At 68.1% G+C, this 23,122-nt stretch carries 22 protein-coding genes; 15 read left to right on the top strand and 7 right to left on the bottom strand.

Annotated elements, in window-relative coordinates:
* The first annotated feature begins 85 nt into the window (after window positions 1-85).
* From NDI79_RS17800 to argF, 14 genes are all read left to right on the top strand, one after another.
* Window positions 86-931, top strand: a complete 846-nt coding sequence (locus NDI79_RS17800; RefSeq protein WP_310930000.1) for a CBS domain-containing protein — start codon at window positions 86-88, stop codon at window positions 929-931.
* Window positions 931-2,721 carry a glycine--tRNA ligase gene (glyS, locus tag NDI79_RS17805; protein ID WP_310930002.1) on the top strand — a complete coding sequence of 597 codons (1,791 nt, stop codon included), beginning with the start codon at window positions 931-933 and terminating at the stop codon, window positions 2,719-2,721. The genes NDI79_RS17800 and glyS overlap by 1 nt, the downstream gene beginning before the upstream one ends.
* A gap of 7 nt (window positions 2,722-2,728) precedes the next feature.
* Entirely contained in the window at window positions 2,729-3,355 is a 627-nt protein-coding gene (locus NDI79_RS17810) for a diacylglycerol/polyprenol kinase family protein (protein ID WP_310930003.1), read from the top strand.
* Window positions 3,356-3,422: 67 nt separating this feature from the next.
* Window positions 3,423-3,908, top strand: coding sequence for a cation:proton antiporter regulatory subunit (locus NDI79_RS17815; protein WP_310930004.1), 486 nt, complete (start codon window positions 3,423-3,425; stop codon window positions 3,906-3,908).
* On the top strand, window positions 3,908-5,116 hold the full coding sequence (locus NDI79_RS17820; RefSeq protein ID WP_310930218.1) for a cation:proton antiporter: 1,209 nt from the start codon (window positions 3,908-3,910) through the stop codon (window positions 5,114-5,116). The genes NDI79_RS17815 and NDI79_RS17820 overlap by 1 nt, the downstream gene beginning before the upstream one ends.
* A gap of 359 nt (window positions 5,117-5,475) precedes the next feature.
* Complete coding sequence (locus NDI79_RS17825; RefSeq protein ID WP_310930005.1) at window positions 5,476-6,720, top strand: argininosuccinate synthase; 1,245 nt, start codon at window positions 5,476-5,478, stop codon at window positions 6,718-6,720.
* 4 nt (window positions 6,721-6,724) lie between these two features.
* A complete protein-coding gene (argH, locus tag NDI79_RS17830; RefSeq protein WP_310930006.1) occupies window positions 6,725-8,200 on the top strand; it encodes an argininosuccinate lyase in 1,476 nt (491 codons plus the stop codon).
* A gap of 233 nt (window positions 8,201-8,433) precedes the next feature.
* Window positions 8,434-8,613: a lysine biosynthesis protein LysW gene (gene lysW, locus NDI79_RS17835; protein ID WP_008386491.1), complete on the top strand. Its 180-nt coding sequence runs from the start codon at window positions 8,434-8,436 to the stop codon at window positions 8,611-8,613.
* A 1-nt stretch (window position 8,614) separates the two neighbouring features.
* Window positions 8,615-9,490, top strand: a complete 876-nt coding sequence (gene lysX / locus NDI79_RS17840) for a lysine biosynthesis protein LysX (RefSeq protein WP_310930008.1) — start codon at window positions 8,615-8,617, stop codon at window positions 9,488-9,490.
* The gene (gene argC, locus NDI79_RS17845) at window positions 9,487-10,539 is read left to right on the top strand and encodes an N-acetyl-gamma-glutamyl-phosphate reductase (protein WP_310930009.1); all 1,053 of its coding nucleotides are present in this window, start codon (window positions 9,487-9,489) and stop codon (window positions 10,537-10,539) included. The genes lysX and argC overlap by 4 nt, the downstream gene beginning before the upstream one ends.
* 95 nt (window positions 10,540-10,634) lie before the next feature.
* Window positions 10,635-11,570: an acetylglutamate/acetylaminoadipate kinase gene (locus NDI79_RS17850; RefSeq protein ID WP_310930010.1), complete on the top strand. Its 936-nt coding sequence runs from the start codon at window positions 10,635-10,637 to the stop codon at window positions 11,568-11,570.
* Window positions 11,567-12,703, top strand: a complete 1,137-nt coding sequence (locus tag NDI79_RS17855; protein ID WP_310930011.1) for an aspartate aminotransferase family protein — start codon at window positions 11,567-11,569, stop codon at window positions 12,701-12,703. Before NDI79_RS17850 ends, NDI79_RS17855 begins: the two co-directional genes overlap by 4 nt.
* Before the next feature lie 149 nt (window positions 12,704-12,852).
* Window positions 12,853-13,905: a [LysW]-lysine hydrolase gene (locus NDI79_RS17860; protein ID WP_310930219.1), complete on the top strand. Its 1,053-nt coding sequence runs from the start codon at window positions 12,853-12,855 to the stop codon at window positions 13,903-13,905.
* Between the two features lie 5 nt (window positions 13,906-13,910).
* Window positions 13,911-14,816, top strand: coding sequence for an ornithine carbamoyltransferase (gene argF, locus NDI79_RS17865; protein WP_310930012.1), 906 nt, complete (start codon window positions 13,911-13,913; stop codon window positions 14,814-14,816).
* Between the two features lie 52 nt (window positions 14,817-14,868).
* Here the strand turns inward: argF and NDI79_RS17870 are convergent, their stop codons facing one another.
* The 3 genes from NDI79_RS17870 to NDI79_RS17880 all read right to left on the bottom strand — a co-directional run bounded on the left by NDI79_RS17870 (window position 14,869) and on the right by NDI79_RS17880 (window position 17,088).
* On the bottom strand, window positions 14,869-15,363 hold the full coding sequence (locus NDI79_RS17870) for a hypothetical protein (RefSeq protein ID WP_310930013.1): 495 nt from the start codon (window positions 15,361-15,363) through the stop codon (window positions 14,869-14,871).
* A 123-nt stretch (window positions 15,364-15,486) separates the two neighbouring features.
* The gene (locus NDI79_RS17875) at window positions 15,487-15,990 is read right to left on the bottom strand and encodes a histidine kinase (protein ID WP_425499628.1); all 504 of its coding nucleotides are present in this window, start codon (window positions 15,988-15,990) and stop codon (window positions 15,487-15,489) included.
* Window positions 15,991-16,155: 165 nt separating this feature from the next.
* Window positions 16,156-17,088, bottom strand: a complete 933-nt coding sequence (locus NDI79_RS17880; RefSeq protein ID WP_310930015.1) for a mechanosensitive ion channel family protein — start codon at window positions 17,086-17,088, stop codon at window positions 16,156-16,158.
* A gap of 168 nt (window positions 17,089-17,256) precedes the next feature.
* Between NDI79_RS17880 and NDI79_RS17885 the strand changes: the two genes are divergently transcribed.
* Window positions 17,257-19,413, top strand: a complete 2,157-nt coding sequence (locus NDI79_RS17885; RefSeq protein ID WP_310930221.1) for an ATP-dependent DNA helicase — start codon at window positions 17,257-17,259, stop codon at window positions 19,411-19,413.
* Between the two features lie 46 nt (window positions 19,414-19,459).
* Here the strand turns inward: NDI79_RS17885 and NDI79_RS17890 are convergent, their stop codons facing one another.
* Genes NDI79_RS17890 through NDI79_RS17905 form a run of 4 tightly spaced genes read right to left on the bottom strand, consistent with a single transcriptional unit; the run spans window position 19,460 to window position 23,081 of the window.
* Window positions 19,460-20,212 (bottom strand): ABC transporter permease, encoded by a 753-nt coding sequence (locus tag NDI79_RS17890; RefSeq protein WP_310930017.1) that lies wholly within the window; start codon window positions 20,210-20,212, stop codon window positions 19,460-19,462.
* Window positions 20,212-21,105, bottom strand: coding sequence for an ABC transporter ATP-binding protein (locus NDI79_RS17895; RefSeq protein WP_310930018.1), 894 nt, complete (start codon window positions 21,103-21,105; stop codon window positions 20,212-20,214). The genes NDI79_RS17890 and NDI79_RS17895 overlap by 1 nt, the downstream gene beginning before the upstream one ends.
* A 21-nt stretch (window positions 21,106-21,126) precedes the next feature.
* Window positions 21,127-21,978 carry an ABC transporter permease gene (locus NDI79_RS17900; protein WP_425499633.1) on the bottom strand — a complete coding sequence of 284 codons (852 nt, stop codon included), beginning with the start codon at window positions 21,976-21,978 and terminating at the stop codon, window positions 21,127-21,129.
* Window positions 21,975-23,081, bottom strand: a complete 1,107-nt coding sequence (locus NDI79_RS17905) for an ABC transporter substrate-binding protein (protein WP_310930021.1) — start codon at window positions 23,079-23,081, stop codon at window positions 21,975-21,977. Before NDI79_RS17905 ends, NDI79_RS17900 begins: the two co-directional genes overlap by 4 nt.
* Window positions 23,082-23,122 lie beyond the last annotated feature (41 nt).

The raw sequence follows: 23,122 nt of genomic DNA on the forward strand, positions 1-23,122 counted from the left end.
GCGGCGGGTAACCCCGATACGAGACAGCGAGAGGGCGTCGCAAACCTTCGCAGACTACAAGAGGAGGCGGCAAGTACGACGGGGTATGAACGTAGCCGACGCGATGACGCCGCGAGAGGACGTGGTGACCGTGGAACTCCCCGGTACCCGCGACGACGTGTTGGAGTACCTCCAAGAGCGCGGCTTCTCCTCCGTACCGGTCGTCAAGCAGACCGACGACGGCGAGGCGTTCCGCGGCCTCGTCACCCGCGAGGACCTCATCGAACACCCCGACGAGGACCAACTCGCCGTCCTGATGCACGAGGTGCCGACGGCGTCCGCCGACACCAGCGTCGAGGAGGTGGCCCGCCTCATGGTCGAGGAGGGTACCCGCCGAGTCCCCGTCGTCGACGGCGAACTCGAAGGCATCGTCACGGTCACCGACGTGATTCGGGTCATCGCCCGCGAGGAGGTCGAACTCGACATCGCCGCCGCGGACGTCGCCTCCGACGACGTGAACACGACGTACGAGGGCACCCCCCTGACCGTCGCCGAGCGGGAGATATTCTACGCGAACGTCCCGTACGCCGTCGCACTGGACGACGACGGCACCATGTCCGGCATCCTCACCGAAGTCGACATCATCGACGTGGCGCGGGTCGTCGAGGGCGAAGAGGAGACGGGCGAGTCGATGGCGAGCCAGGACAACGAGTGGATGTGGGAGGGAATCAAAGCCGTCGGCAGCCGCTACATCCCCACCCGAAACGTCGAGATTCCGGCCGAACCCGTCTCGACGTTCATGAGCACGGAGATGGTGACCGTCTCCAAGCGCACCTCTGCCGTCGAGGCGGCGCAGGCGATGATCACCGAGGACATCGAGCAGATACCGCTCGTCAGCGGCGACCAACTCGTCGGCATCGTCCGCGACGTCGACCTGCTGGAGGCGCTGTAATGGCCGAGGACCGCACCGAGGGCGAACGCCTCACCGAACTGGCGAAGCGCCGCGGTTACTACTTCGGTTCGAGCGACGCCTACGGCGGCACCTCCGGCTTCTACACCTACGGTCCGCAGGGGGCCGCGCTGAAGTCCAACGTCGAGGACGCCTGGCGCGACCGCTTCGCGACGCAGGAGGGCAACATGGAGATAGACGCCCCGACCATCATGCCCGAACCCGTCTTCGAGGCGTCGGGCCACCTGGACGGCTTCGACGACATGCTCGTCGAGTGCGCCGAGTGCGGCGAGTCCCACCGCGCGGACCACCTCATCGAGGACCACTCCGAGCTAGAGGACGCCGAGACGCTCTCGCCGGAGGAGGCCGCCGAGATGATTTCGGACCTGGACCTCGTCTGCCCGAACTGCGGCGCGGACCTCGCCGGCCAGTCGGTGGAGGATTTCAACCTCATGTTCGAGACGAACATCGGCCCCGGGTCGTCGACGCCGGGCTACCTCCGCCCGGAGACGGCGCAGGGCATCTTCGTGGAGTTCCCGCGCATCAAGGAGTACGCGCGCAACCGCCTCCCGTTCGGCGTGACGCAGGTGGGTCGGGCCTACCGCAACGAGATTTCGCCGCGCAAGAGCATCGTTCGGACGCGGGAGTTCACGCAGGCGGAGTTGGAGCAGTTCATCGACCCCGAGCGCGACGAACCCGACTTATCGACAGTGGAGGACGTGGAGGTGCTGCTCTACCCGGCGACCGAACAGGAGGCCGACGACGGCGACTACGTCGAGACGACGATAGGCGACGCCGTCGAGGCGGGCACCATCGGCAACGCGTGGTTGGGCTACTTCCTCGGCATCGCACAGGAGTGGTACGAGCGAATCGGCGTCGACATGGACCGCTTCCGGTTCCGCCAGCACCTCGCGGGCGAACGCGCCCACTACTCCTCGGACTGCTGGGACGCCGAGAGCGAGGTGGACGGCGACTGGATAGAGATAGCCGGCTTCTCCTATCGCTCCGACTACGACCTCTCGAAGCACGGCGAACACGCCGACGACGACTTCACCGTCTTCAGACAGTACGACGAACCGCAGACGGTCGAACGCGCCGTCGTCGACCCCGACATGTCCGTGCTCGGCCCCGAGTTCGGCGGCGCGGCGGCCGACGTGAAGGAGGCGCTCGAAGCGTTGGCCGAACGCGACCCCGACGCCTTCGAGGGCGAGAACGTGACGGTCGAGGCGGACGGCGAGGAGTTCGCCGTCCCGACGGACGTGGCGAACTTCTCGGTGGAAGAGCAGACCATCAGCGGCGAACACGTCACGCCGCACGTCGTCGAACCCTCCTTCGGCGTCGACCGCACGGTGTACACGCTCCTCGCGCACGCGTACGAGGAGGACGAGGTGGACGGCGAGGAGCGGACGTACCTCTCCTTGTCGCCGGGCGTCGCCCCCCGCGACGTGGGCGTGTTCCCCCTCGTGAGCAACGTCGACGAACTGGTCGACCTCGCCGACGACATCGTCGCGGACCTCCGGGCGGCCGGGTTCTCCGTCGTCTACGACGACTCCGGCAGCATCGGCCGCCGCTACCGCCGGCAGGACGAGGTCGGCACGCCGTTCTGCGTCACCGTCGACCGGGACGGTCTGGAGGGCGACGGCGAGAAGACGGTCACCATCCGCGAACGCGACTCCGGCCGGCAGGTCCGCGCGCCCGTCGGTGCCCTCGCGGACGAACTCGACGCGGTGCGGCGCGGCGACCGGACGTTCGACGGACTGGCCGAGGAGTACGACGAACTAGCGGACGCCTGAGACGACGGTGCGTCCCCGCCTCTCCTCGCTCTCGAAGAGCGAGGTCAAGCGCCGCCTCGTCCACGTCAGCGGCGCGACCGTTCCGCTCGCCTACCTCCTCGGCGTCATCTCGTGGCGACAGCTCACCCTCCTGATGGTCCTGTTCTCGGCCGTCGTCTCCGTCCTGGAGTTCCTGCGCCTCCGCGTCGGCCTCGACTGGGCGATATACGACGAACTCACCCGGTCGTACGAGCAGACGAACCTCGCGGGCTACGCGCTGTACGTGTACAGCATGACGGCCGTCGCCCTCGTCTTCGAACCGTACGTCGCCGTCCCCGGGATGTTGATGCTCGCCGTGGGCGACCCGGTGAGCGGGCTGCTCGGGCGGACGCGCGAGGCGGACGAGTTCAAGCAACTCGGGACGCTGGCCGCGATGTTCCTCGTCTGTCTGGCCGTCAGCGCGCCCGTCCTCTACCCCGTCGCCGGCGTCGGCGGCCTCCTCGCCGCCGTCGCGGGGTCGGCGGGCGCGACGGTGGCCGACGGGATGAAACCGGTCGTCCGCGGCTACGTCATCGACGACAACGCCTCCATCCCGCCCGCGGCGTGTCTGGCGATAGCCGCCGTGCTGTGGGTCGTCGGCGTGTCGGCGGTATGAGAGGAAGCGGGCGAGGAGGGGCCGCCCGGCGGGGAGCGTTTTTGTCGCCCGGCGTCGAAGTTCACCCGTGACTGTCTACGAGAGCGACCTTCCGGGCGTCGGAAAGAAGCACGAGGTCGAACTGGGCGACGGCGCCCGCCTCGTCATCGTGACGCACAACAGCGGGAAGCGAGAGGTGTTCCGCCGAGCGGACGCCGACAGCGACTCGGAGAAACTGTTCGAACTCTCCGACCAACTCGCCAGACAGGTCGGGACCCTGCTGGAGGGGGCGTACTTCCAACCGGTCCAGACCGACGAGATAGAGACGCTTCTCGGCGGCGACACGCTGTTGGAGTGGGTCGAGGTGGGCGAGGACTCGCCCGTCGTCGGGCGGACGCTCGCCGATTCGGACCTCCGGCAGGCGACCGGCGCGTCCGTCATCGCCATCGAACGCGGCGAGCGGGTCATCGTCTCGCCCGGCGGTGAGGCCACCATCGAGGCCGGCGACACGCTGATCGTCATCGGACCGTCCGAGGCGTGCCGAGACGTGGCGTCGATGGTGCGCGGGGACTGATGGCGGCGGCGCTCCTCGAACTCGGCCACCTGTTCGTCGTCCTCGCTGTCGCCGGTGCCATCGCGCTCCGTCTCGGCCTGTCGGTCATCCCCCTGTACGTCGTCGGCGGCGTCCTCGCCGGCCCGTTCGTCGCCGGGCGGTTCGGACTGCCGTACGTCCCGAACGGCGAGATAGTGACGCTGCTGGCGGAGGTTGGTATCGTCCTCCTCCTCTTTTTCCTCGGACTGGAGTTCAGCCTCGACCGACTGCTGGAGTCGCGCACGCAGATAACGCGCGCCGGCGTCGTCGACCTCGTCGTGAACCTCCCGATAGGCGTCGCCATCGGCCTCGTCCTCGGGTGGTCGCTGGTGGAGTCGCTCCTCCTCGGCGGAATCGTCTACATCTCCTCCAGCGCCATCATCACGAAGTCGCTCATCGACCTCGGCTGGATCGCCAACCCGGAGGCCGAACCGCTGTTGGGGACGCTCGTCTTCGAGGACCTCTTCATCGCCGTCTACCTCGCCGTCGTCACCTCGCTGGTGCTCGGCGGCGCCGACGCCGGGACGGGCAGCATCGTCCAGTCGCTGGCGGTGGCGTTCGGCTTCCTGGGAGTGCTCCTCTTGGCCGTCCAGTACGGGACGTCGCTGTTCGCTCGCCTCCTCGGCGGCGCCGGACAGGAGGCGTTCGTGCTGCGGACGCTGGCCGTCGTCGTGCCCATCTCGGGAGTGGCGCTCGCGCTCGGCGTGAGCGAGGCCGTCGCGGCGTTCTTCGTCGGGATGGGCTTCGCGACGAGCGGGCACCGCGAGAAGATAGAGCGCCGCCTCAGCCCCATCCGCGACGTGTTCGGCGCGGTGTTCTTCTTCTGGATCGGCGTGGGTACGGACCCGACGCTCCTGGCCGCGGCGGCCGTCCCCCTCGTCCTCGCCGTCGCCCTCACGACGCCCGCGAAACTGCTGTCGGGCTACCTCGGCGGGCGCGCCTACGACCTCTCGAAGCGCCGGTCGCTCCGGGCCGGTCTCGGGATGGTGCCGCGCGGGGAGTTCTCGCTCGTCATCGCGGCGCTCGCCGCGGGCGGGTCGACGCCCGTCATGCGGGAAATCATCCCCGCGTTCGCCGTCGGCTACGTGCTCCTGATGAGCATGCTCGGGACGGTCCTGATGGGCCAGTCCTCGGTCATCGAGCGGCGCGTCTTCCGCGACCCGGAGGAGGGAACCGAGCCAACGGGGTGAGCCGAACCCCGCGTCGGCCGCCGCTCCGCGCGGCAACCGTTGCGTTCTCGGAAGGATTTAATAGGACGTACTCGATGAGATGTCTCAATGACGCGGGTCTCGGCGGTCGCCGTCAACGACTCCCCGAGAGCCGCGCGTCCGGACGCCTCGGCGCCCGCGACGACGGTTTCTCTTCCGGCGCGGCCCGTCGGCGTCCGACGACCGCGACGACCGGCCCTCTAGGGCCTACTACACACTACACTTCGACGGTTTGTTGGAAAACTCGAAAGCGCTCAGCTCCCGTATAGGCATCTCTACCCTTTATTTTCGTGGCTTAACACCGTGTAATTTATCACCCCCGAACGGCCACAGTGAGGTATATGACAAGCGTGGCACTCGCGTTCAGCGGCGGACTGGACACGACGGTTTGCGTTTCGCTGCTACAGGAAGAGTACGGCTACGACGAAGTCGTCGGCGTCACCGTCGACGTCGGCCAGCCCGAATCCGAGTTCGAGGAAGCCAAGCAGACGGCGGATGCGCACGGACTCGACATTCACGTCGTCGACGCGAAAGACGAGTTCGCGGACCTCTGTTTCGACTCGGTCCGCGCGAACGCGACGTACCAGGGCTATCCGCTGGGGACGGCGCTGGCGCGCCCGGTCATCGCGCAGGCCATCCTCGAGGTCGCCCAGGAGCAGGGCTGCGACGCCCTCGCGCACGGGTGTACCGGGAAGGGGAACGACCAACTCCGCTTCGAGGCCATCTGGCGCTCCTCGGACCTCGAAGTCGTCGCGCCCGTCCGCGAGATGGGCCTGACGCGCGAGTGGGAGAAGCAGTACGCCGACGAGCACGACCTGCCGGTGCAGGCCGGCAACGACGGCGTCTGGTCCATCGACACGAACCTCTGGAGCCGTTCCATCGAGGGCGGCCAACTGGAGGACCCCGGTTACATCCCGCCGGAGGACATCTACGAGTGGACCGAGGCACCGACGGGCGAGACCGGAACGGTCGAAATCGAGTTCGAGAACGGCTACCCCGTCGCCGTCGACGGCGACGCGATGGACCCGGCGGACCTCATCGAGCACGTGAACGCCCTCGCCGGCCAGTACGGCGTCGGCCGCACGGACATGATGGAGGACCGCATGCTCGGGCTGAAGGTGCGCGAGAACTACGAGCACCCGGCGGCGACGACGCTGCTCACCGCCCACGAGGGGCTCGAACAACTCGTGCTGACGAAGGAGGAGCGCGACTTCAAAGAGCAGATAGACCAGCAGTGGGCCAACAAGGGCTACCAGGGTCTCATCGACGCGCCGTTCGTGAAGGCGCTGGAGGGGTTCATCGCGGAAACGCAGACGCGCGTGACGGGCACCGTCACCATCAAGTTCGACGGCGGCCGCGCCCGCCCCGTCGCCCGCGAGTCCGAGTTCGCCGTCTACTCCGAGGAGGCCGCCTCGTTCAACACGAAGACGGTCGGCGGCATCACGCAGGAGGACGCCACCGGCGTCGCGAAGTACCACGGCTTCCAGTCGCGCCTCGCCAACGCCGCGATAGAGAACGCCTCGAAGGACAAACCCGAACTCGCCAGCGACGGCGGGTCGGACGCCGAGGCGAACGAGGACGAGTAGACGGATGAGCGAGAATCACGACGGCAGCGAGGGCGTCGTCCGCCGGGACCGCTTCAGCGGCGGCCCCGCCCGCGGGTTCGTGTCGAGCCTCGCGGCCGACGAGCGCATCTTCGCCGCGGACCTCGCGGTGGACCGCGCACACGTCGTGATGCTCGCCGAGCGGGGTATCGTCGACGAGACGACGGCCGGGGAGATTCTGGCCGCCCTCGACGAGGTGGAGACGGCGGGTCACTCCGCCCTCCCCGAGGGCGAGGACGTTCACGAGGCCATCGAAACGGCCGTCATCGAGCGCGTCGGCCCCGACGGCGGGAAGATGCACACCGCCCGCAGCCGCAACGACGAGGTGGCGACGTGCATCCGCTACCGCCTGCGCGAGGACCTCTTCGAGGCAATCGAGGCCACCGTCGCGCTCCGCGAGTCGCTGGTCGAAGCCGCCGGGGAGGAGACGGAGACGGTGATGCCGGGCTACACGCACCTCCAGCCCGCACAGCCGACGACCGTCGCGCACTACCTCCTCTCCTACGAGGCGGCGTTCGCCCGCGACACCGCGCGCCTCCTCGACGCCTACGACCGGACGAACCGGTCGCCCCTCGGCGCCGCCGCGTTCGCGGGGACGCCGTTCGACATAGATAGAGCACGGACGGCCGACCTGCTCGGGTTCGACGGCGTCCTGCGCAACTCGATGGACGCCTCCTCGGCGCGCGACTTCCTGCTCGAATCCGTCTCGGCGCTGGCGACGCACGCGACGACGCTGTCGGGACTCGCCGAGGACCTCGTGATATTCTCGAACAAGGGGTTCGTGGAACTGTCCGACGACTACTCTTCGACCTCTTCGATCATGCCGCAGAAGGTCAACCCCGACACCCTCGAACTCGTCCGCGCCGTCGCGGGCGACGCGGCGTCCGGGCTCTCCGGCCTGCTGACGACGCTGAAGGGACTGCCGCGCGCGTACAACCGCGACTTACAGCGCGCGACGCCGCACGCCTGGGAGACGGTCGACGTCGTCTCCGAGGCGACGGCCGTCGCCGCGGGCGCGGTGTCGTCCGCGACGTGGCCCGCGGAGACGCTCGAAGCCGCCGCGGGCGAGGGGTTCTCGACGGCGACGGGCGTCGCGGACGCCCTCGCGATGGCCGGCCTGCCGTTCCGCACGGCCCACGAAGTCGTCGCCGCCGCCGCCGAACGCGGTGGAGCGGAAACGCCGGACCTCGCAACACTTGACGCATCCGCGGAGGACGTATTAGATGCGTCCCTCTTCGACTACGTGAGTCGCAGTGACGTGGAGCAAGCGCTCGACCCGGTCGCCTCCGTGAAGAGTCGCGACTCCGCCGGCGGACCCGCCCCCGCCGCCGTCGCGGCCCAACTCGACGAGGCGTCGGCGGACCTCGCTTCTCACCGGGAAGCCCTCGCCGACCGCCGGGAGGCGCTCGACTCGGCGTCCGAGAGACTCGCGGCGGACGTAGAGGTGATGACCCGTGACTGACTCGAACGCGCAGACTACCCCGCGCCGCACCGACGCGAAGCCGCTTCGACCGGTCCCGCGACCGCCGCGACGACCGTCCCCGCCCGGGGACAACTAACATATGAAATCAGACATCGATTTCGCACGCTCGGCCCGTTCGACCTTCTGACCCCCGATAGAGCCGTCTCCGTTCGTTTCAATTCTCCAATAAGTTCGATGGGTTTAAGTCTCCTCACAGCCGAGCGAGGAGTACGATGGCAGACACCATTACCGCGGAAGACCCGGTGACGGGCGAAGAGATAGAGATTCCCGCCGACGTCGAAGTCGGCGAAATCGTGGACAGCCCCGCGACGGGCGCGGAACTGGAAGTCGTCTCCGTCGACCCCGTGACACTGGAGGAGGCGCCCGAACTCGAAGAGGACTGGGGCGAGTAAGATGAACGTTGGGCTGCTCTACTCCCGGATACGCAGGGACGAGAAGCTCCTCCTCTCGGAGCTTCGCGAACGCGGGCACGAGGTGACGAAGATAGACGTCCGGAAAGAGCAGTTCAGCATCGCGGAACCGCCGGCGATACTGGAGGAGGTGGACGTCGCCCTCGACCGCTGTCTGGCGACGAGTCGCAGCCTGTACGTCACGCAGTTCCTCGAGAGCTACGACGTCCCCGTCGTGAACTCGGCGGAGACGGCGGACGTCTGCGCCGACAAGGTGAAAAACAGCCTCGCCCTGCAGCAGGCGGGCGTCCCCACGCCGAACACGGAGGTGTCGTTCACCACCGACAGCGCGATGGAGACCATCGAGCGGTTCGGCTACCCCTGCGTGCTGAAGCCCGTCGTCGGGTCGTGGGGCCGGCTGATGGCGAAGATAGACTCCGAGTCGGCCGCAGAAGCCATCCTCGAACACAAATCCACGCTCGGCAACTACGAGCACAAAGTGTTCTACGTGCAGGAGTTCGTCGAGAAACCCGGCCGCGACATCCGCGTGCTCGCCGTCGACGGCGACCCCGTCGCGGCGATGACGCGCTCCTCGGACCACTGGCTCACGAACGCCGCGAAGGGCGGCGAGGTGGCCGAGTTCGAACTCGACGACCGCGCACTGGAACTGGTGGAGAAGGCCTCCGACGCCGTCGGCGGCGGTCTCTTGGGTGTGGACCTGATGGAGACCGGTGACGACTACACCGTTCACGAGGTCAACCACACCGTCGAGTTCAAGGCGCTGAACGACGCCGTCGACGTGGACGTGCCCGCCCTCGTCGTCGACTGGTTGGAAGCGAAGGTCGAGAGCGAGACGGAGTTCGCAGAGGCGACCGCATGAGCGGAGCGGAGTCCGAATACACCGCGAGCGTCGTCGGCGGCAGCGGCTTCACCGGCGGGGAACTGCTCCGCCTCCTCTACCAGCACCCCGAGTTCGACGTGGTGCAGGCGACGAGTCGCTCGAAGGAGCGCAAGACCGTCGGCCACGTCCACCCGAACCTGCGCGAGATGGACCTGCGGTTCACCTCGCCCGAGGACCTCGAATCGGTGGACGTGCTGTTCGCCGCGACGCCCCACGGCGTCTCGATGGAGCGGATAGACGAGTTCGAGGCGGCCGCGGACACGGTGGTCGACCTCTCGGCCGATTTCAGGCTCGATACCGAAGCGCAGTACGACGAGTGGTACGACGGGCACGTCCGTCCCGAATACCTCGAAAAAGCGGAGTACGCCCTCCCCGAGATAAACCGCGAGAACCTCTCCGGAGCGAGCCTCATCGCCTCCGGGGGCTGTAACGCGACGGCGACGATTCTCGGTCTCAAACCGATGTTCGACGCCGGTATCTTGGAGGGCGACGAGCAGGTGGTCGTCGACGTGAAAGTCGGCTCCTCGGAGGGCGGCGCCGGCGGCGGCGACGCCTCCAGTCACCCCGAGCGCTCGGGCATCGTCCGCCCCTACGCGCCCATCGGCCACCGCCACGAGGCCGAGATAGAGCAGTTCCTCGGCCTCTCCGTCTCCTTCACCGTCCACGCCGTGGACATGGTCCGCGGCGCCAGCGCCACCTGTCACGTCTTCCCGAACTCGCCCGTCTCGAAGGGCGACCTCTGGAAGGCGTACCGAGGAAGCTACGCCGACGAACCGTTCGTCCGCACCGTCGCGGGCGGCGGCGGCGTCTACCGTTACCCCGAACCGAAGTCGGTGGCCGGGACCAACATGGCCGAAGTCGGCTTCGAACTCGACCCCTCGAACCGCCGGGTGGTCGTCTTCTCGGCCATCGACAACATGATGAAAGGCTCCGCCGGGCAGGCGGTCCACGCCGCGAACGTCGCCCTCGGCGTCGAGGAGACGGCCGGTCTGGAGTTCGCCGGCCTCCACCCGGTCGGGTCGCCCTGAGACCCGCCGCCGAACCACGGACCGAACCGAACCGGACCGCGACTGACTACGCGACACCCACACACCGAATCCACACGACCGCTTCGACCCAACCGATGACCCACTACACACGCGACGAACTGTGCGCGATGCACGACGAACTGGCCGACAACGAGACGCTCCGCGCCGACGGCGGCACCGTTCCGGCGGACGAACCGCCGGTGGTCGTCAAAGTCGGCGGCGCGCGGGCGGTGGACCCGGCCGGCGCCGTGCAGGACGTCGCGCACCTCGTCGCCAACGGCCGCGACGTGGTCGTCGTCCACGGCGGGTCGACGGCGGTGGACGACACGCTCGAAGAACTCGGCGAGGAACCCACCTACGTTGAGACGCCCTCGGGCGTCGTCGGCCGCTTCACCGACGAGCGCACCATGGAGGTGTTCTCGATGGTGATGCCCGGCAAACTCAACACCGACCTCGTGACGACGCTGCAGGGCGCGGGCGTGAACGCTCTCGGCCTCTCCGGCGTCGACGGCGGCCTCCTGACGGGACCGCGCAAGTCCGCCGTGCGGGTCGTCGAGGACGGCAAGAAGAAGATCAAACGCGGCGATCACTCCGGAAAGATAACCGGCGTGAACGCCTCACTGTTGGAGACGCTGCTCGGCGAGGGCTACGTGCCCGTCGTCACCGTCCCGATGCTGGCGGACGACGGCGTCGCGGTCAACGCCGACGCGGACCGCGCGGCGGCGGCCGTCGCGGGCGCCCTCGGCGCGGAACTCGTCGTCCTCACGGACGTGACGGGCGTCTACGAGGACCCCGACGACGAATCGACGCTCATCGAGTCGGTCCGGACGCCCGCGGAGTTCGAGGCGCTCGAATCCGCGGCTCAGGGCTTCATGACGAAGAAGGTCATGGCGGCGAAGGAGGCGCTGACCGGCGGCGCGTCCAAGGTCATCGTCGCGGACGCGAACGTGAACGACCCCGTCGTGGAGGCGCTTCACGGGGGCGGCACGCACGTCGACGCCGCCGCCGTCGCCGAGGAGGTGAACGCATGAGCGGCTTCGTCTTCTCGGAGAAACCCATCGAAATCGAGTCCGGCGAGGGCGCGTACCTCTACGGCCAGGACGGCACCGAATACCTCGACTTCGGCGCCTCCTACGCCGTCGCCTCCCTCGGGCACAACCACCCCGCGGTCACCGAAGCGGTGCAGGAGCAGGCGGAGAAACTGACGTACGTGCAGGCGTCCTACCCCGTCGACGTCCGGACGGAACTGTACGAGAAACTGGGGACCCTCGCGCCCGGCGACATCTCGAACGTCTGGCTCTGTAACTCCGGGACGGAGGCCAACGAGGCGGCGATGAAGTTCGCGCGCTCGGCGACCGGTCGCTCGAAGATAATCGCCACCAAGCGCGGCTTCCACGGCCGGACGATGGGCGCGTTGGCGATGACGTGGAAGGACAAGTACAAGGAACCGTTCGAACCGCTCGCCGGCGACGTGGAGTTCGTCTCCTACGGGGACGGCGAGGAACTCGCGGAAGCGGTGGACGAGGAGACGGCGGCCGTCTTCCTCGAACCCGTGCAGGGCGAGGGCGGCATCCACCCCGCCGCGACGGAGTATCTGGAGACGGCGCGCGAGGCCACCGAGGAGGCCGGCGCGGCGCTGGTCTTCGACGAGATTCAGACCGGTCTCGGTCGGACGGGGACGCTGTGGGCCTGCGAGGCCGCCGGCGTCGAACCCGACATCCTCACCTCCGCGAAGGGCATCGCCAACGGACTCCCCATGGGCGCGACGCTCGTCGCCGACTGGATAGCTGAAGACCCCGGCAACCACGGGTCGACGTTCAGTGGCGGCCCCGTCGTCTGCGCGGCGGCCAACGCCACCCTGGAGACCATCGTCGACGAGGACGTTCCGGGCCACGCCGCCGCCGTCGGCGAGTACCTCAAATCCGAAATCGAGACGGCGACGGAGGAGCACGACCTGCCCGTGCGCGAGGTGCGCGGACAGGGCCTCATGCTCGGGATTCAGGTGAAGCGCGGCGCGAACCGCATCCTGAAGAACCTCGCCATCAGTGAGGGGGTATTGGCGCTGCCCGCCGGGCGGTCGGTGGTGCGCCTGCTGCCCCCCCTCGTCGTCACGGAGGACCACGCCGACGAGTTCGTCGACGCGTTCGCGGAGGTGCTGCGATGAGCGCGAAACTCGAAGAGGAGCGCCGGAGGCACGAGGAGGCCGTCGAGGCGAGTCGATACGACGGGACGGCCCGCGACGGGGAGACGAACGGCGCGTCGTCGGAGGCGGCCGACGACGACGCGGAGACGACCGGAGCCGAGACCGAGACGATGCAGTTTCAGGTACAAGAGAACCTCACGGACGGACTGACAGAGGCGCAAGCGTTGCTCGCGGACCTCGTCGCCACCCCGGCCGTCTCCGGCGACGAGTCGGCCGCCGCCGAGCGTCTGAAGGCGTTCTTCGAGGCGCACGGCCGCGAGGTGTGGATAGACGAGGTGGGGAACGTCCGCGCGCCCGCCGACGACTCGGTGCTTCTCACCTCGCACATCGACACCGTCCCCGGTGACGTGCCGGTGAAGATAGAGGACGACGTGCTCTGGGGGCGCGGCAGCGTCGACGCCACCGGCCCCCTCGCGTCGATGGCCGTCGCCGCCGTCGAGACGGGCGTCTCCTTCGTCGGCGTCGTCGAAGAGGAGACCACCTCGAAGGGGGCGTGGCACCTCGTCGAGGACAGGGAGGCGCCCGACGCCGTCATCAACGGCGAGCCCTCGGGGTGGGACGGAATCACCCTCGGCTACCGCGGCATCCTCTCGGGGACGTACGTCGGGACGAGCGAACTCGGCCACTCCTCGCGCCCGGAGAACAACGCCATCCAGTCGGCCGTCGACTGGTGGTCCCGCGTCGCGGACTTCTTCGACGCCGACGAGGAGGAGGGCGTCTTCGACACCGTGACGACGAAACCCGTGACGTTCCACGGCGGCCCCACGGAGGACGGACTGGCCGTCGAGGCGGAGGTGGACGTGCAGTTCCGCGTCCCGCCCCGGTTCGGTATCGACGACGTGCGAGAGGTCGCCGAGGGCGAACTCACCGAGGGGAGCGTCCACTGGAACCGGCCCATCCCCCCCGTGATGATGAACCCGCGGACGGAGGTGGCGCGGGCGTTCCGCGTCGCCATCCGGAAGGCCGACGGCGACCCCCGCCTCCTGCGGAAGACCGGCACCAGCGACATGAACATCTACGCGGGCGCGTGGGACTGCCCGATGGCCACGTACGGCCCCGGCAACTCCGACCTCGACCACGCGCCGAACGAACACCTCGACCTCGCGGAGTACGACGCCGCCATCGAGGTGCTGACGAACGTCTGCGAGACGCTGACGGAGTGACAGAGATGCTCGAAACCACGCACTTTCTCGACATCGACGACCTCGCTACGGACGAACTGACAGGCGTACTCGACCGCGCGGCGGCCATCGAGTCGGGCGCGGACGACGCCCGCCTCGAAGACCAGACGCTCGGGATGGTGTTCGAGAAGCCCTCGACGCGCACGCGCATCTCCTTCGAGACGGGGATGACGCAACTCGGTGGGCACGCCATCTTCCTCGGCCCCGACGACATCCACCTCGGCCGCGGCGAACCGCTGTCGGACACCTCGCGGGTGCTCTCGCGCTACGTGGACGTGGTGATGACGCGACTGTTCGACCACTCGGACTTAGAGGAGATAGCGGCGTACGCCGACGTGCCCGTCGTCAACGGTCTGACCGACGACGCCCACCCCTGCCAGACGCTCGCGGACCTCCTGACCATCAGAGAGGAGTTCGGCGGCTTCGACGGCGTGAACGCCGCGTGGGTGGGCGACGGCAACAACGTCGCCCAGTCGTTCGTCGTCGGCGCGGCGATGGCGGGACTGGACGTCACCGTCGCCACGCCCGAGAACTACGGCATCGACGACGACGTGATAGCGCACGCCGCCGAGTACGGCGGGGAACCGACCGTCGCGGAGACGCCCGAGGAGGCCGTCGCCGACGCGGACGTGGTGTACACGGACGTCTGGATATCGATGGGACAGGAGGGCGAACGCCACGAGAAACTGGCCGCCTTCGAGGGGTATCAGGTGAACGAGGACCTGCTCTCGGGAACGGACGCGAAGGTGATGCACTGCCTGCCCGCCCACCGCGGCGAGGAGATAAGCGCCGACGTGCTCGAATCCGACCGCGCGCTAGTGTGGGACCAAGCGGAGAACCGCCTGCACGCTCAGAAGGGACTGCTGGTGGAGTTGCTCGAAGAGGCCGAGTGAGGAGAACGAGTCGAACCGCTTCGACCCGCGGTGCCGCGGGAGCGTCTGCGGTCTATTTCTCGCCGTCGTCCTCGTCGTCGCCGACCGAGTCGTTCGTGCCGCCGGTTCCCGTCTCCTCCGCGTCCTCGATGTCAACCTCGTCCGTCTCGACGGGTTCGACGTCGTCCGCCTCGTCCACCTCTTTCACGTTGTCGACGTCGATGTCGACGCCGCCGTCGTCGTCGGTCATCGCTTCGGACTCCTCGGCCGTCGAGGACCGAACCTCCTCGAAGTCGACGGAGTCGTCCAACCGCTCTTCGTCTATCGCCTCGTCCAGCGTCTCCCGGTCGCTCACCGCGCTCAGTCCGTCCTGCTCGACGGCGTCCCGTATCGTCTCGGCGTCGATGGCCGAGGAGACGTCGTCGGACTTCACGGCGGACTTCAGCGCCCGTCGCACGGCGACGTAGCCCGCGAGGCCGAGGGCGCCGGACGCCACCGCGCCGGGGATGCCGAGTCGCTTGTAGCCGAACTTCGCCGCCTTCTTTCCGACAGTATAGGCTCCGAACATAACTACGAGTAGCATCGTGAGACGGAAGAGGCTGTTTGCCCGCCGAGGTCGACTCTCTTCGCTCGTGACTTCTCCGCGGGTCAGTGAAGGGGAGTTAGCGGTTAAAAGGAAGCGTTCGTTCGCTCACCGGCGCAGCATCGGGTACGCCGCGCCGAGGACGGCGCCGTAGACGACGTGGCCGAGGAGGCTCATCGCGTCGACGTTGGGGAAGGGGGGAGCGCCCGCGAACCCGACGGCCGAGAGCCAGACGGGCATCACGAGCACCGCGAGGAGCACCCAGAGGACGACGCCGTAGGCGGCGCCGGCGGCCGTCGCGCGGCCGACCGTGTTCCCCAAGTCGGGTCGCGCGCGGAGGATGGCCGCGAACGCGACCCCGAGGACGGCGCCGTGCGAGAGGTGGACGACCATCCCCGCCACGCCGCCCGAGAGGCCGTACATCGCCGGAATCGCCGCGGTCAGCGCGCCGGGGGCGACGACGGCCAGCAGCGCCCCGAACGCGATGGACCCGAGGAGGCCCGCGACGACGCCGGCCTGCCAGCTTTCGACGCCCGCGATGCGCTCGGTCATCTCGCTGGTCTCCATCCCGTCGGTTCGGTCGACCGTCTCGGACGTCGCTCTCGTGGACATAACGTCTTCTACGAGGCGCGCGGAGGGCAAAATCCTCTCTCGGTCGGGAGGGCCGACCGCACAGCATCGACCGGTCGCGCGAATCCGCACCGGACCGTCTCGTCGGGGAGACGGTCCCGAAGACGTGATGGTCGCCCGGAAATCGACCGACCGGGGCGTCGGTCGTCAGTCGTCGGTCGCCGTCGACTGCTGCGTTCCCGAGTCGGTGACCGTCGTCTCCACCGCTCCCGTGAGTTGGCGGTACGGGTACGGCATGTCGATGGTCTCGGCGTCGAGGCGCTCTTTGACCGCCTGCACGAAGTCCGAGCGGATGCGCACGAAGTCCGAGCGGCCGGGGTTGGCTATCCAGAAGCGCGACTGGAGGCCGACGTAGGAGTCCGCGAGTTCGGTCACGCGCACGTCGGGCGCGGGGTCGTCGAGGATGTCGGGGTTCGTCTCCGCCTCCTCGACGATGACCGAGCGAGCGTGGTCGATGTCGTCGTCGTAGCCGATGCCGAAGACGAACTTCTGGCGGAGTTTGTCGTAGGCGACGGGGTTCTTCACCGCGTTGTCCGCGAGTTCGGAGTTCGGAACCGTGATGCGCTCGTTATCGAACGTCTTCACGCGACTGACGCGCAGGTCGATGTCCTCGACGCGCCCGGACATGTCGTTCCACTCGATCCAGTCGCCCACCTCGAACGGCTTGTCCTTCAGGATGAACACGCCGGCGACGAAGTTCGAGAGGAGGTCCTGCGCGGCGAATCCGAGTGCGAGGGCGAGAGCGCCGGCGAGCGTCGCGAACGCCGCGATGACGTTGCCGAACCCGGCGACGGTGAACGCGATGGCGACGGCGAGAACGACGGCGAGAGCGCCGAGGACGTTATCCGCGAGAGTCAGCACCGTTTCGTCGTAGCCCGCTCCCTCCATCAGGCGCTTGGCGATGGGGACGAGGACGAGGCGTGCGAGTATCCAGACCACGAAGAACGCGACGACGAACGCGACGACTTTGCCGACGAGTCCGCCGTACTGCGTCAGGAGTTCGTTCACCGAATCGGGAATCGGGTCCGGGTTCGGCGTCGTCTGTAACGGCGCGGCCGCCGCGCTGCTGAGAACGGACATATTGCGGACACAGCATAGGACCCCCTGATAAAACCGATTTTGGTAGCTACAATCGATGTTCGTCGCTCCAGTACTTTCGAACCGCGACGACGGGGGGCGATGTCGGCCCAACCGGGACGTTATAACCGATGGCGCGCAAGAACGCGTGTGGCTGAGACGAGCGGACACATGCGGTTCTTCCCGTACGACCGCCCGTACCCGAACCAGGAGGCGGCGATGGACGGCATCTCGGAGGCCCTCGACGGCGGCCGGGACGTGCTCATCGAGGGCGCGCCGGGGACGGGCAAGACGCTCTCGGCGTTAGTCCCCGCCCTGGAGTACGCCCGCCGCGAGGACAAGACGGTGGTCATCACGACGAACGTCCACCAGCAGATGCGCCAGTTCGTCGAGGACGCCCGGGCCATCACCCGGACGGAGCCGATTCGCGCCGTGGTGTTCAAGGGGAAGTCGTCGATGTGTCACATCGGCGTCGACTATCAGGAGTGTCAGACGCTCCGCGACACCACGCGGAGCCTCGTGGAGAGAGAGGAGGACAAAGCGGAACTCTCCGAACAGGCCGACGCCCTCGTCGACCGGATGCGCGCGGGTGAGGAGGGCGCCGCGGAGGCGCGGACGGCCGTCACCGACGAACTCGAGGACATCGACGAGGAGTTGGAGGAACTCCGCGAGGGCAACGTCTGCGAGTACTACTACAACAACCTCACCGAGGACACCGAGGAGTTCTTCTCGTGGCTGTTCGACGACGTGCGGACGCCCGACGACGTCTACGAGTACGCCGAGGAACGGACGCTGTGCGGCTACGAACTGCTGAAAGAGGGGATGGAGGGAGTGGACCTGGTGGTGTGCAACTACCACCACCTGTTGGATCCGAACATCCGCGAGCAGTTCTTCCGGTGGCTGGACCGCGACCCCGACGACGTCATCACCGTCTTCGACGAGGCGCACAACATCGAGTCGGCCGCCCGCGACCACGCGAGTCGGACGCTGACGGAGAACACCTTACAGCAGGCGCTGGACGAACTGGATGACACCGACGACTCCCGCGCCGAGGCCGCCGAGAACGTCCTCTCGGCGTTCCTCGACGCCCTCCGGGAGACGTACGACGAGGCGTTCGGCTTCGGGGAACGCGAACAGGTCGGGGAGAACTGGTACGACCTGCCCATCGCCAACCGCGACAGGCGCGACGACCTGACGCTGACGTTCCTCCAGCAGTACGAGGGCCGCGGCATCGACGCGGAGGTGGAGTTGGCCCTCCAGTTGGGCAAGCGCCTCGACGGCGAGTACGAGGAGGCGTACAAGGACGGCGAGACGACGACGCGCAAGGAGTGTCAGACCCTGCAGGCCGCCCAGTTCGTCGGCGCGTGGATGGCCGACGGCGCGAAGTTGGGCCAGCACCCGATGTGTTCGGTTCGACGGGACGGCGGCACCGAGGAGGTGTACGGCCGCGCGGAACTGTACACCTGCATCCCCCGGGAGGTGACCGAGGCGCTGTTCGAGGAGGTGCACGCGAGCGTCCTCATGTCCGCGACGCTCCGCCCGTTCGACGTGACCGAAGACGTTCTGGGCCTCTCGGACCCGGTGACGATGGCCTACGGGCTGGAGTATCCCGAGGAGAACCGACGGACGCTGGCCGTCGAGACGCCGGCGCTGTTCAGTTCCGAGCGCGAGGAACCCGCGACGCAGGAGAAACTGACGCAGGTGGTGGCCGACGCCGCGCGGTTCACGCCGGGGAACACGCTCGTGTTCTTCCCCTCGTACGCCGAGGCGGAGCGCTACCACGAGCGCCTGCAGTCGCGGATGGAGGTGACCGACCGCCTCTTCTTGGACGAGGCGGGGACCGACACCGAGGAGATTCGCTCGGAGTTCGTGGAGAGTCAGGGGGCGGTGATGCTCACCTCGCTGTGGGGAACGCTCGCGGAGGGGGTGAGCTTCGACGGCGACGACGCGCGGACCGTCGTGGTCGTCGGCGTGCCGTACCCGCACCTCTCCGAGCGGATGGAGGCGATTCAGGACGCCTACGACCGCGCGTACAGCGGTCGGAAGGAGGCGGGGTGGCGCTACGCCGTCGAGATTCCGACCATCCGCAAGACCAGACAGGCGCTGGGGCGGGTCATCCGCTCGCCCGAGGACTTCGGCGTGCGCGTCCTCGCCGACAAGCGCTACACGCGAATGAGTTCGGAGATGGGCAAGTACGGCGTCCGCTCGTCGTTCCCGGCCGAGGAGCGGGCGGAACTCGTCGACGTCTCCGCGCAGAAATTGAAGTTCGCGATGCTGAACTTCTACGGCGACCACGACGCCTACGCGGGCGACCCGCCGCGGCCGTAACGGCGACGGCGACGGCGACCGCGACCGGCGGAGTCGGACGGGCGAGTCAGGACGCCGACTGGAGCCACGGCAGGCCTCGGGCGCCGAGTCGGCGGACGAGCGCCGACGACGCGTAGCCGAGAACGGCGACCGCGACCATCCCGACGACGACGTTCGGGTACGCACCGGCGGTGAACGCGTTCCAGATGAAATAGCCGAGACCGCTGCTCGACAGCACCTCGGCCGCGACGAGGCTGACCCACGCCAGCCCCATCGCGTTGACGAGACCCGTGTAGACGGAGGGAAGCGCGCCGGGAAGCACGACGTGACGCAGGGTCTGTGACCTGGACGCGCCGAGCGAACTAGCCGCCTGCGAGTACTCCTCCTCGACGGCCTGCACGCCCTCGATGGTGTTGAGCAGGATGGGGAAGAAGGCGGCGAGGAAGATGATGAAGCGGACGATGTTCTGCGGGGTGAACAGGATGATCGTCAGCGCCGGGAACCAGGCGATGGGCGGAATCGGCCGGAGGACCTCCAGCGCCGGGAAGAGAAGGTCCTCGGCGACCTCGCTCCGTCCGATCAGCAGTCCCAGCGGAACGCCGACCGCGGCGGCGACGAGATAGGAGAAGTACACCCGAAACGTGCTCAGGGCGACCTCGCCCCAGAAGTACGACCCCGTCGCCGAGTCGATCAGCGCCGCGACTACCTGCGGCGGGGTCGGGAGGCTCGGGTCGGTGGCGAACACCATCGTGGCGGCCGCCCAGACCGCGAGCACCGCGAGGAGCGACGCCGACTGCTCGGCGCGCTTGGCGTAGCGCATCAGGCCCGTCCCTCCGCCTGCTCCATCGCGCGTTCGGCCTCCTCGTGGATGCTCTCGTTCGCCCGCCGCTGGAGTTCCTTGAACCGGTCGGTGGTGACGACGTCGGTGTCGCGCGGTCGGTCGAGGTCGACGTCGATGACGTCTTTCACCCGCCCCGGTCGGGCCGTCATCACGACCACCCGGTCGGCGAGCAGGATGGCCTCCTCGACGTCGTGGGTGATGAACAGGACGGTCCTGTCGTCGTCCTCCCAGACGTCGAGCAGTTTCTCCTGCATCAGCTCCTTAGTCATCGCGTCGAGTCCGCTGAACGGTTCGTCCATCAGCATGATGTCGGGGTCGTTCGCGAGCAGTCGCGCGAGTTCGGCGCGCTGTTGCATCCCGCCCGAGAGTTCGTGTGGGTAGGAGTTCTCGAACCCCTCCAACCCCATCTGGTCGAACAGCGTCTCGACGCGGTTCTCGTCGACCGCGTCCCGCATCTGGGGCCCGAACCGGACGTTCTCGTTGATGGTCTTCCACGGGAACAGCCGGTTCTCCTGGAAGACCACCCCGCGTGAGGGGTCGGGTCCGTCCACCGGTTCGCCGTTGACCAGCACCTCGCCCTCGGTCGGGTCGAGGTAGCCCGCGACGCACTCCATCACGGTGCTCTTCCCGCATCCGGAGGGGCCGAGGACGGTCACGAACTCCTCGGCCTCGATGTGGAGGTCCATCCCGTCGACCGCGGTCAGGTCGCCGCCGTCGGCGTCGTAGACCTTCGACATATCTTTGATGTTGACCGTGCCCGTCCCGCTGGATTCGGTCCACGAGCGGAACTGCTCGTCGCCGTCCGGTCCCGTTCGGTCCGCGGGTCGTTCGTTCGCGTCGGTGCGCGCGTCGTCGGTGTTGCGTTCACTCATAGTAGGTATCTCCGGAAGACGTCACTCCGCGTCGGTCCAGGGGGTGAGCCATCGGCCGAGTCGCGCGACGAGTGCGGACGACGCGTATCCGAGCGCGCCGACCGCGAGCATACCGATGACGATGGTCTGTTTGTTCCGCAGCCGCGACCCCCGGATGATGATGTAGCCGAGTCCGGGACCGCCGGTGACGAGTTCGGCGGCGACGACCGTGATCCACCCGAGGCCGACGCCGAGCGACAGCCCGGTGATGATCGACGGCAGCGTCGCCGGCAGCACCACGTGCCGGAAGACGTTCCTCGAGGACGCGCCGAGGCTCTCGGCCGCCCGGCGGAACTCCGCCTCGACGTTCCGCGCGCCCTCGACGGTGTTCGTGAATATCGGGAAGAAGGCGCCGATGAACACCACGAACAGCGCCGAGAGCGGAATCGAAACCGCCCCGAGCGTGAGCGCCGGGAAGACGATGATGGCGACCGGGAGCCACGCGATGGGCGGTATCGGACGGAGCGCTTCGAGCGCGGTGTACAGGAGGTTCTCCCATCGCTGGCTCGTGCCGACGACCAGACCGAGGGGGACGGCGAGCAGCGCCGCGACGCCGACGCCGACCGCGACCCGCGCCGTCGAGTAGGCGGCGTGGAGGTAGATGGTGTCCCCGCCCTCGACCAGCGGCTGTCCGACGAGCACCTCGCCGAACGCGACGAGAGCCGTTCCGGGGCTCACGAAGTGCTCGAAGTTGAGCACGCCGAACTGGTAGAACAGCCACCAGACGCCGAGGAACCCGACGAGCGAGAGGAGCTTTCGGACCCCCCGCGTCGGTGACGGGAAGGACCCGGTGAACCACTCGCCGACGCGCTCGGTCGTCGACCGGGTGCTCACGGGCTCTCCCCCGTCGCGGTCCCATCGTTCGAGGAGTTCGTCGCTCTCGACGCGTCGCCGCCGGTCGACCGCGGCGACCACTCGACGGCGTCGTCGAGTTCGGCCGCCGCCTCGTCGAGGACCTCCGGTTTGTACCGGTCGGACGGCGGGGGTGCCTCGAGCGCCCCCTGCCGGGTGAGAAACCGCGGGCCGGTCTCTTTCATCAGTCGGCCCGGCTCCTCGGCCCGTTCGAAGTCGGTCGCGTACTTCAGGCGTTGGACGTCCTCGCCGATGGGCGGGTCCCTGTAGACGCCCCACCGAAGCGACGACCGGTCGAAGTACCGCAGGTCGCCCTCCCGAGAGACCAGGTCGAGCGTCCGTTCGTGCTGGGTCGCGAGGACCCGCGTCGCTTCGAGTTCGGCCTTCAGAATCCCCTTCGCGGCCTCGCGGTGGTTGTGTATCAGGTTGTCGGTCATCGGGATACCGCCGGCGTCGATGACGTCGTACTCGGCGCCGGTCGAGACGTACCGGGTCAGGTCGTCCTGAAACACCGACTTCGCTATCGAGGGCTCCCATCCGAGACCCGCCGCGATTCGGCCCTCCCGGAGGTTCGCGAGGATGGTCGAGATGCCGGTGTCCTCCATGGTGACGTCGATGTCTTCGGCTTCGAGCAGTCGGAGGAGATAGCGGTGCGTACACGACCCCTTCGTGACGCCGACGGTCTCGCCGGCGATGTCCGACGTCTCCTCGATGGGGGAGTCGCGGGGGACGACGAGGAGGTTACACTGCTGGCCCCGCGACCAGTTGGCGAGGCCGACGAGGCTGGCCGGTGTCTCGTTCTGAGCGATGGTCGTCAGCGCCGGCATGTCTCCCATCCACCCCGCCTGGTTCTTTCCGACGCTGATGCGGTTCCCGATGACCGCTCCTTGGAGCGCCGACTGCCACTCCAACGAGTAACCGTCGGGGAGGTACTTCTGCGGGATGTCGCTGTGTTTCATCACGAGCGCCTCCCACGCGTGCGCGGAGAACGGCTGGTACCCCATCGTCAGGGTTCGATCGAGTTCGGTCGCAGACCCGATACAGCCCGCGAGCGCTCCCGCGCCCGCGACGGCCGACGTCCGCAAGAACCGTCGGCGCGACGAACTCTCCGTTTCGTCTCTCTTCG

Source organism: Halogeometricum sp. S3BR5-2, assembly GCF_031624635.1.
GTDB lineage: Archaea > Halobacteriota > Halobacteria > Halobacteriales > Haloferacaceae > Halogeometricum > Halogeometricum luteum.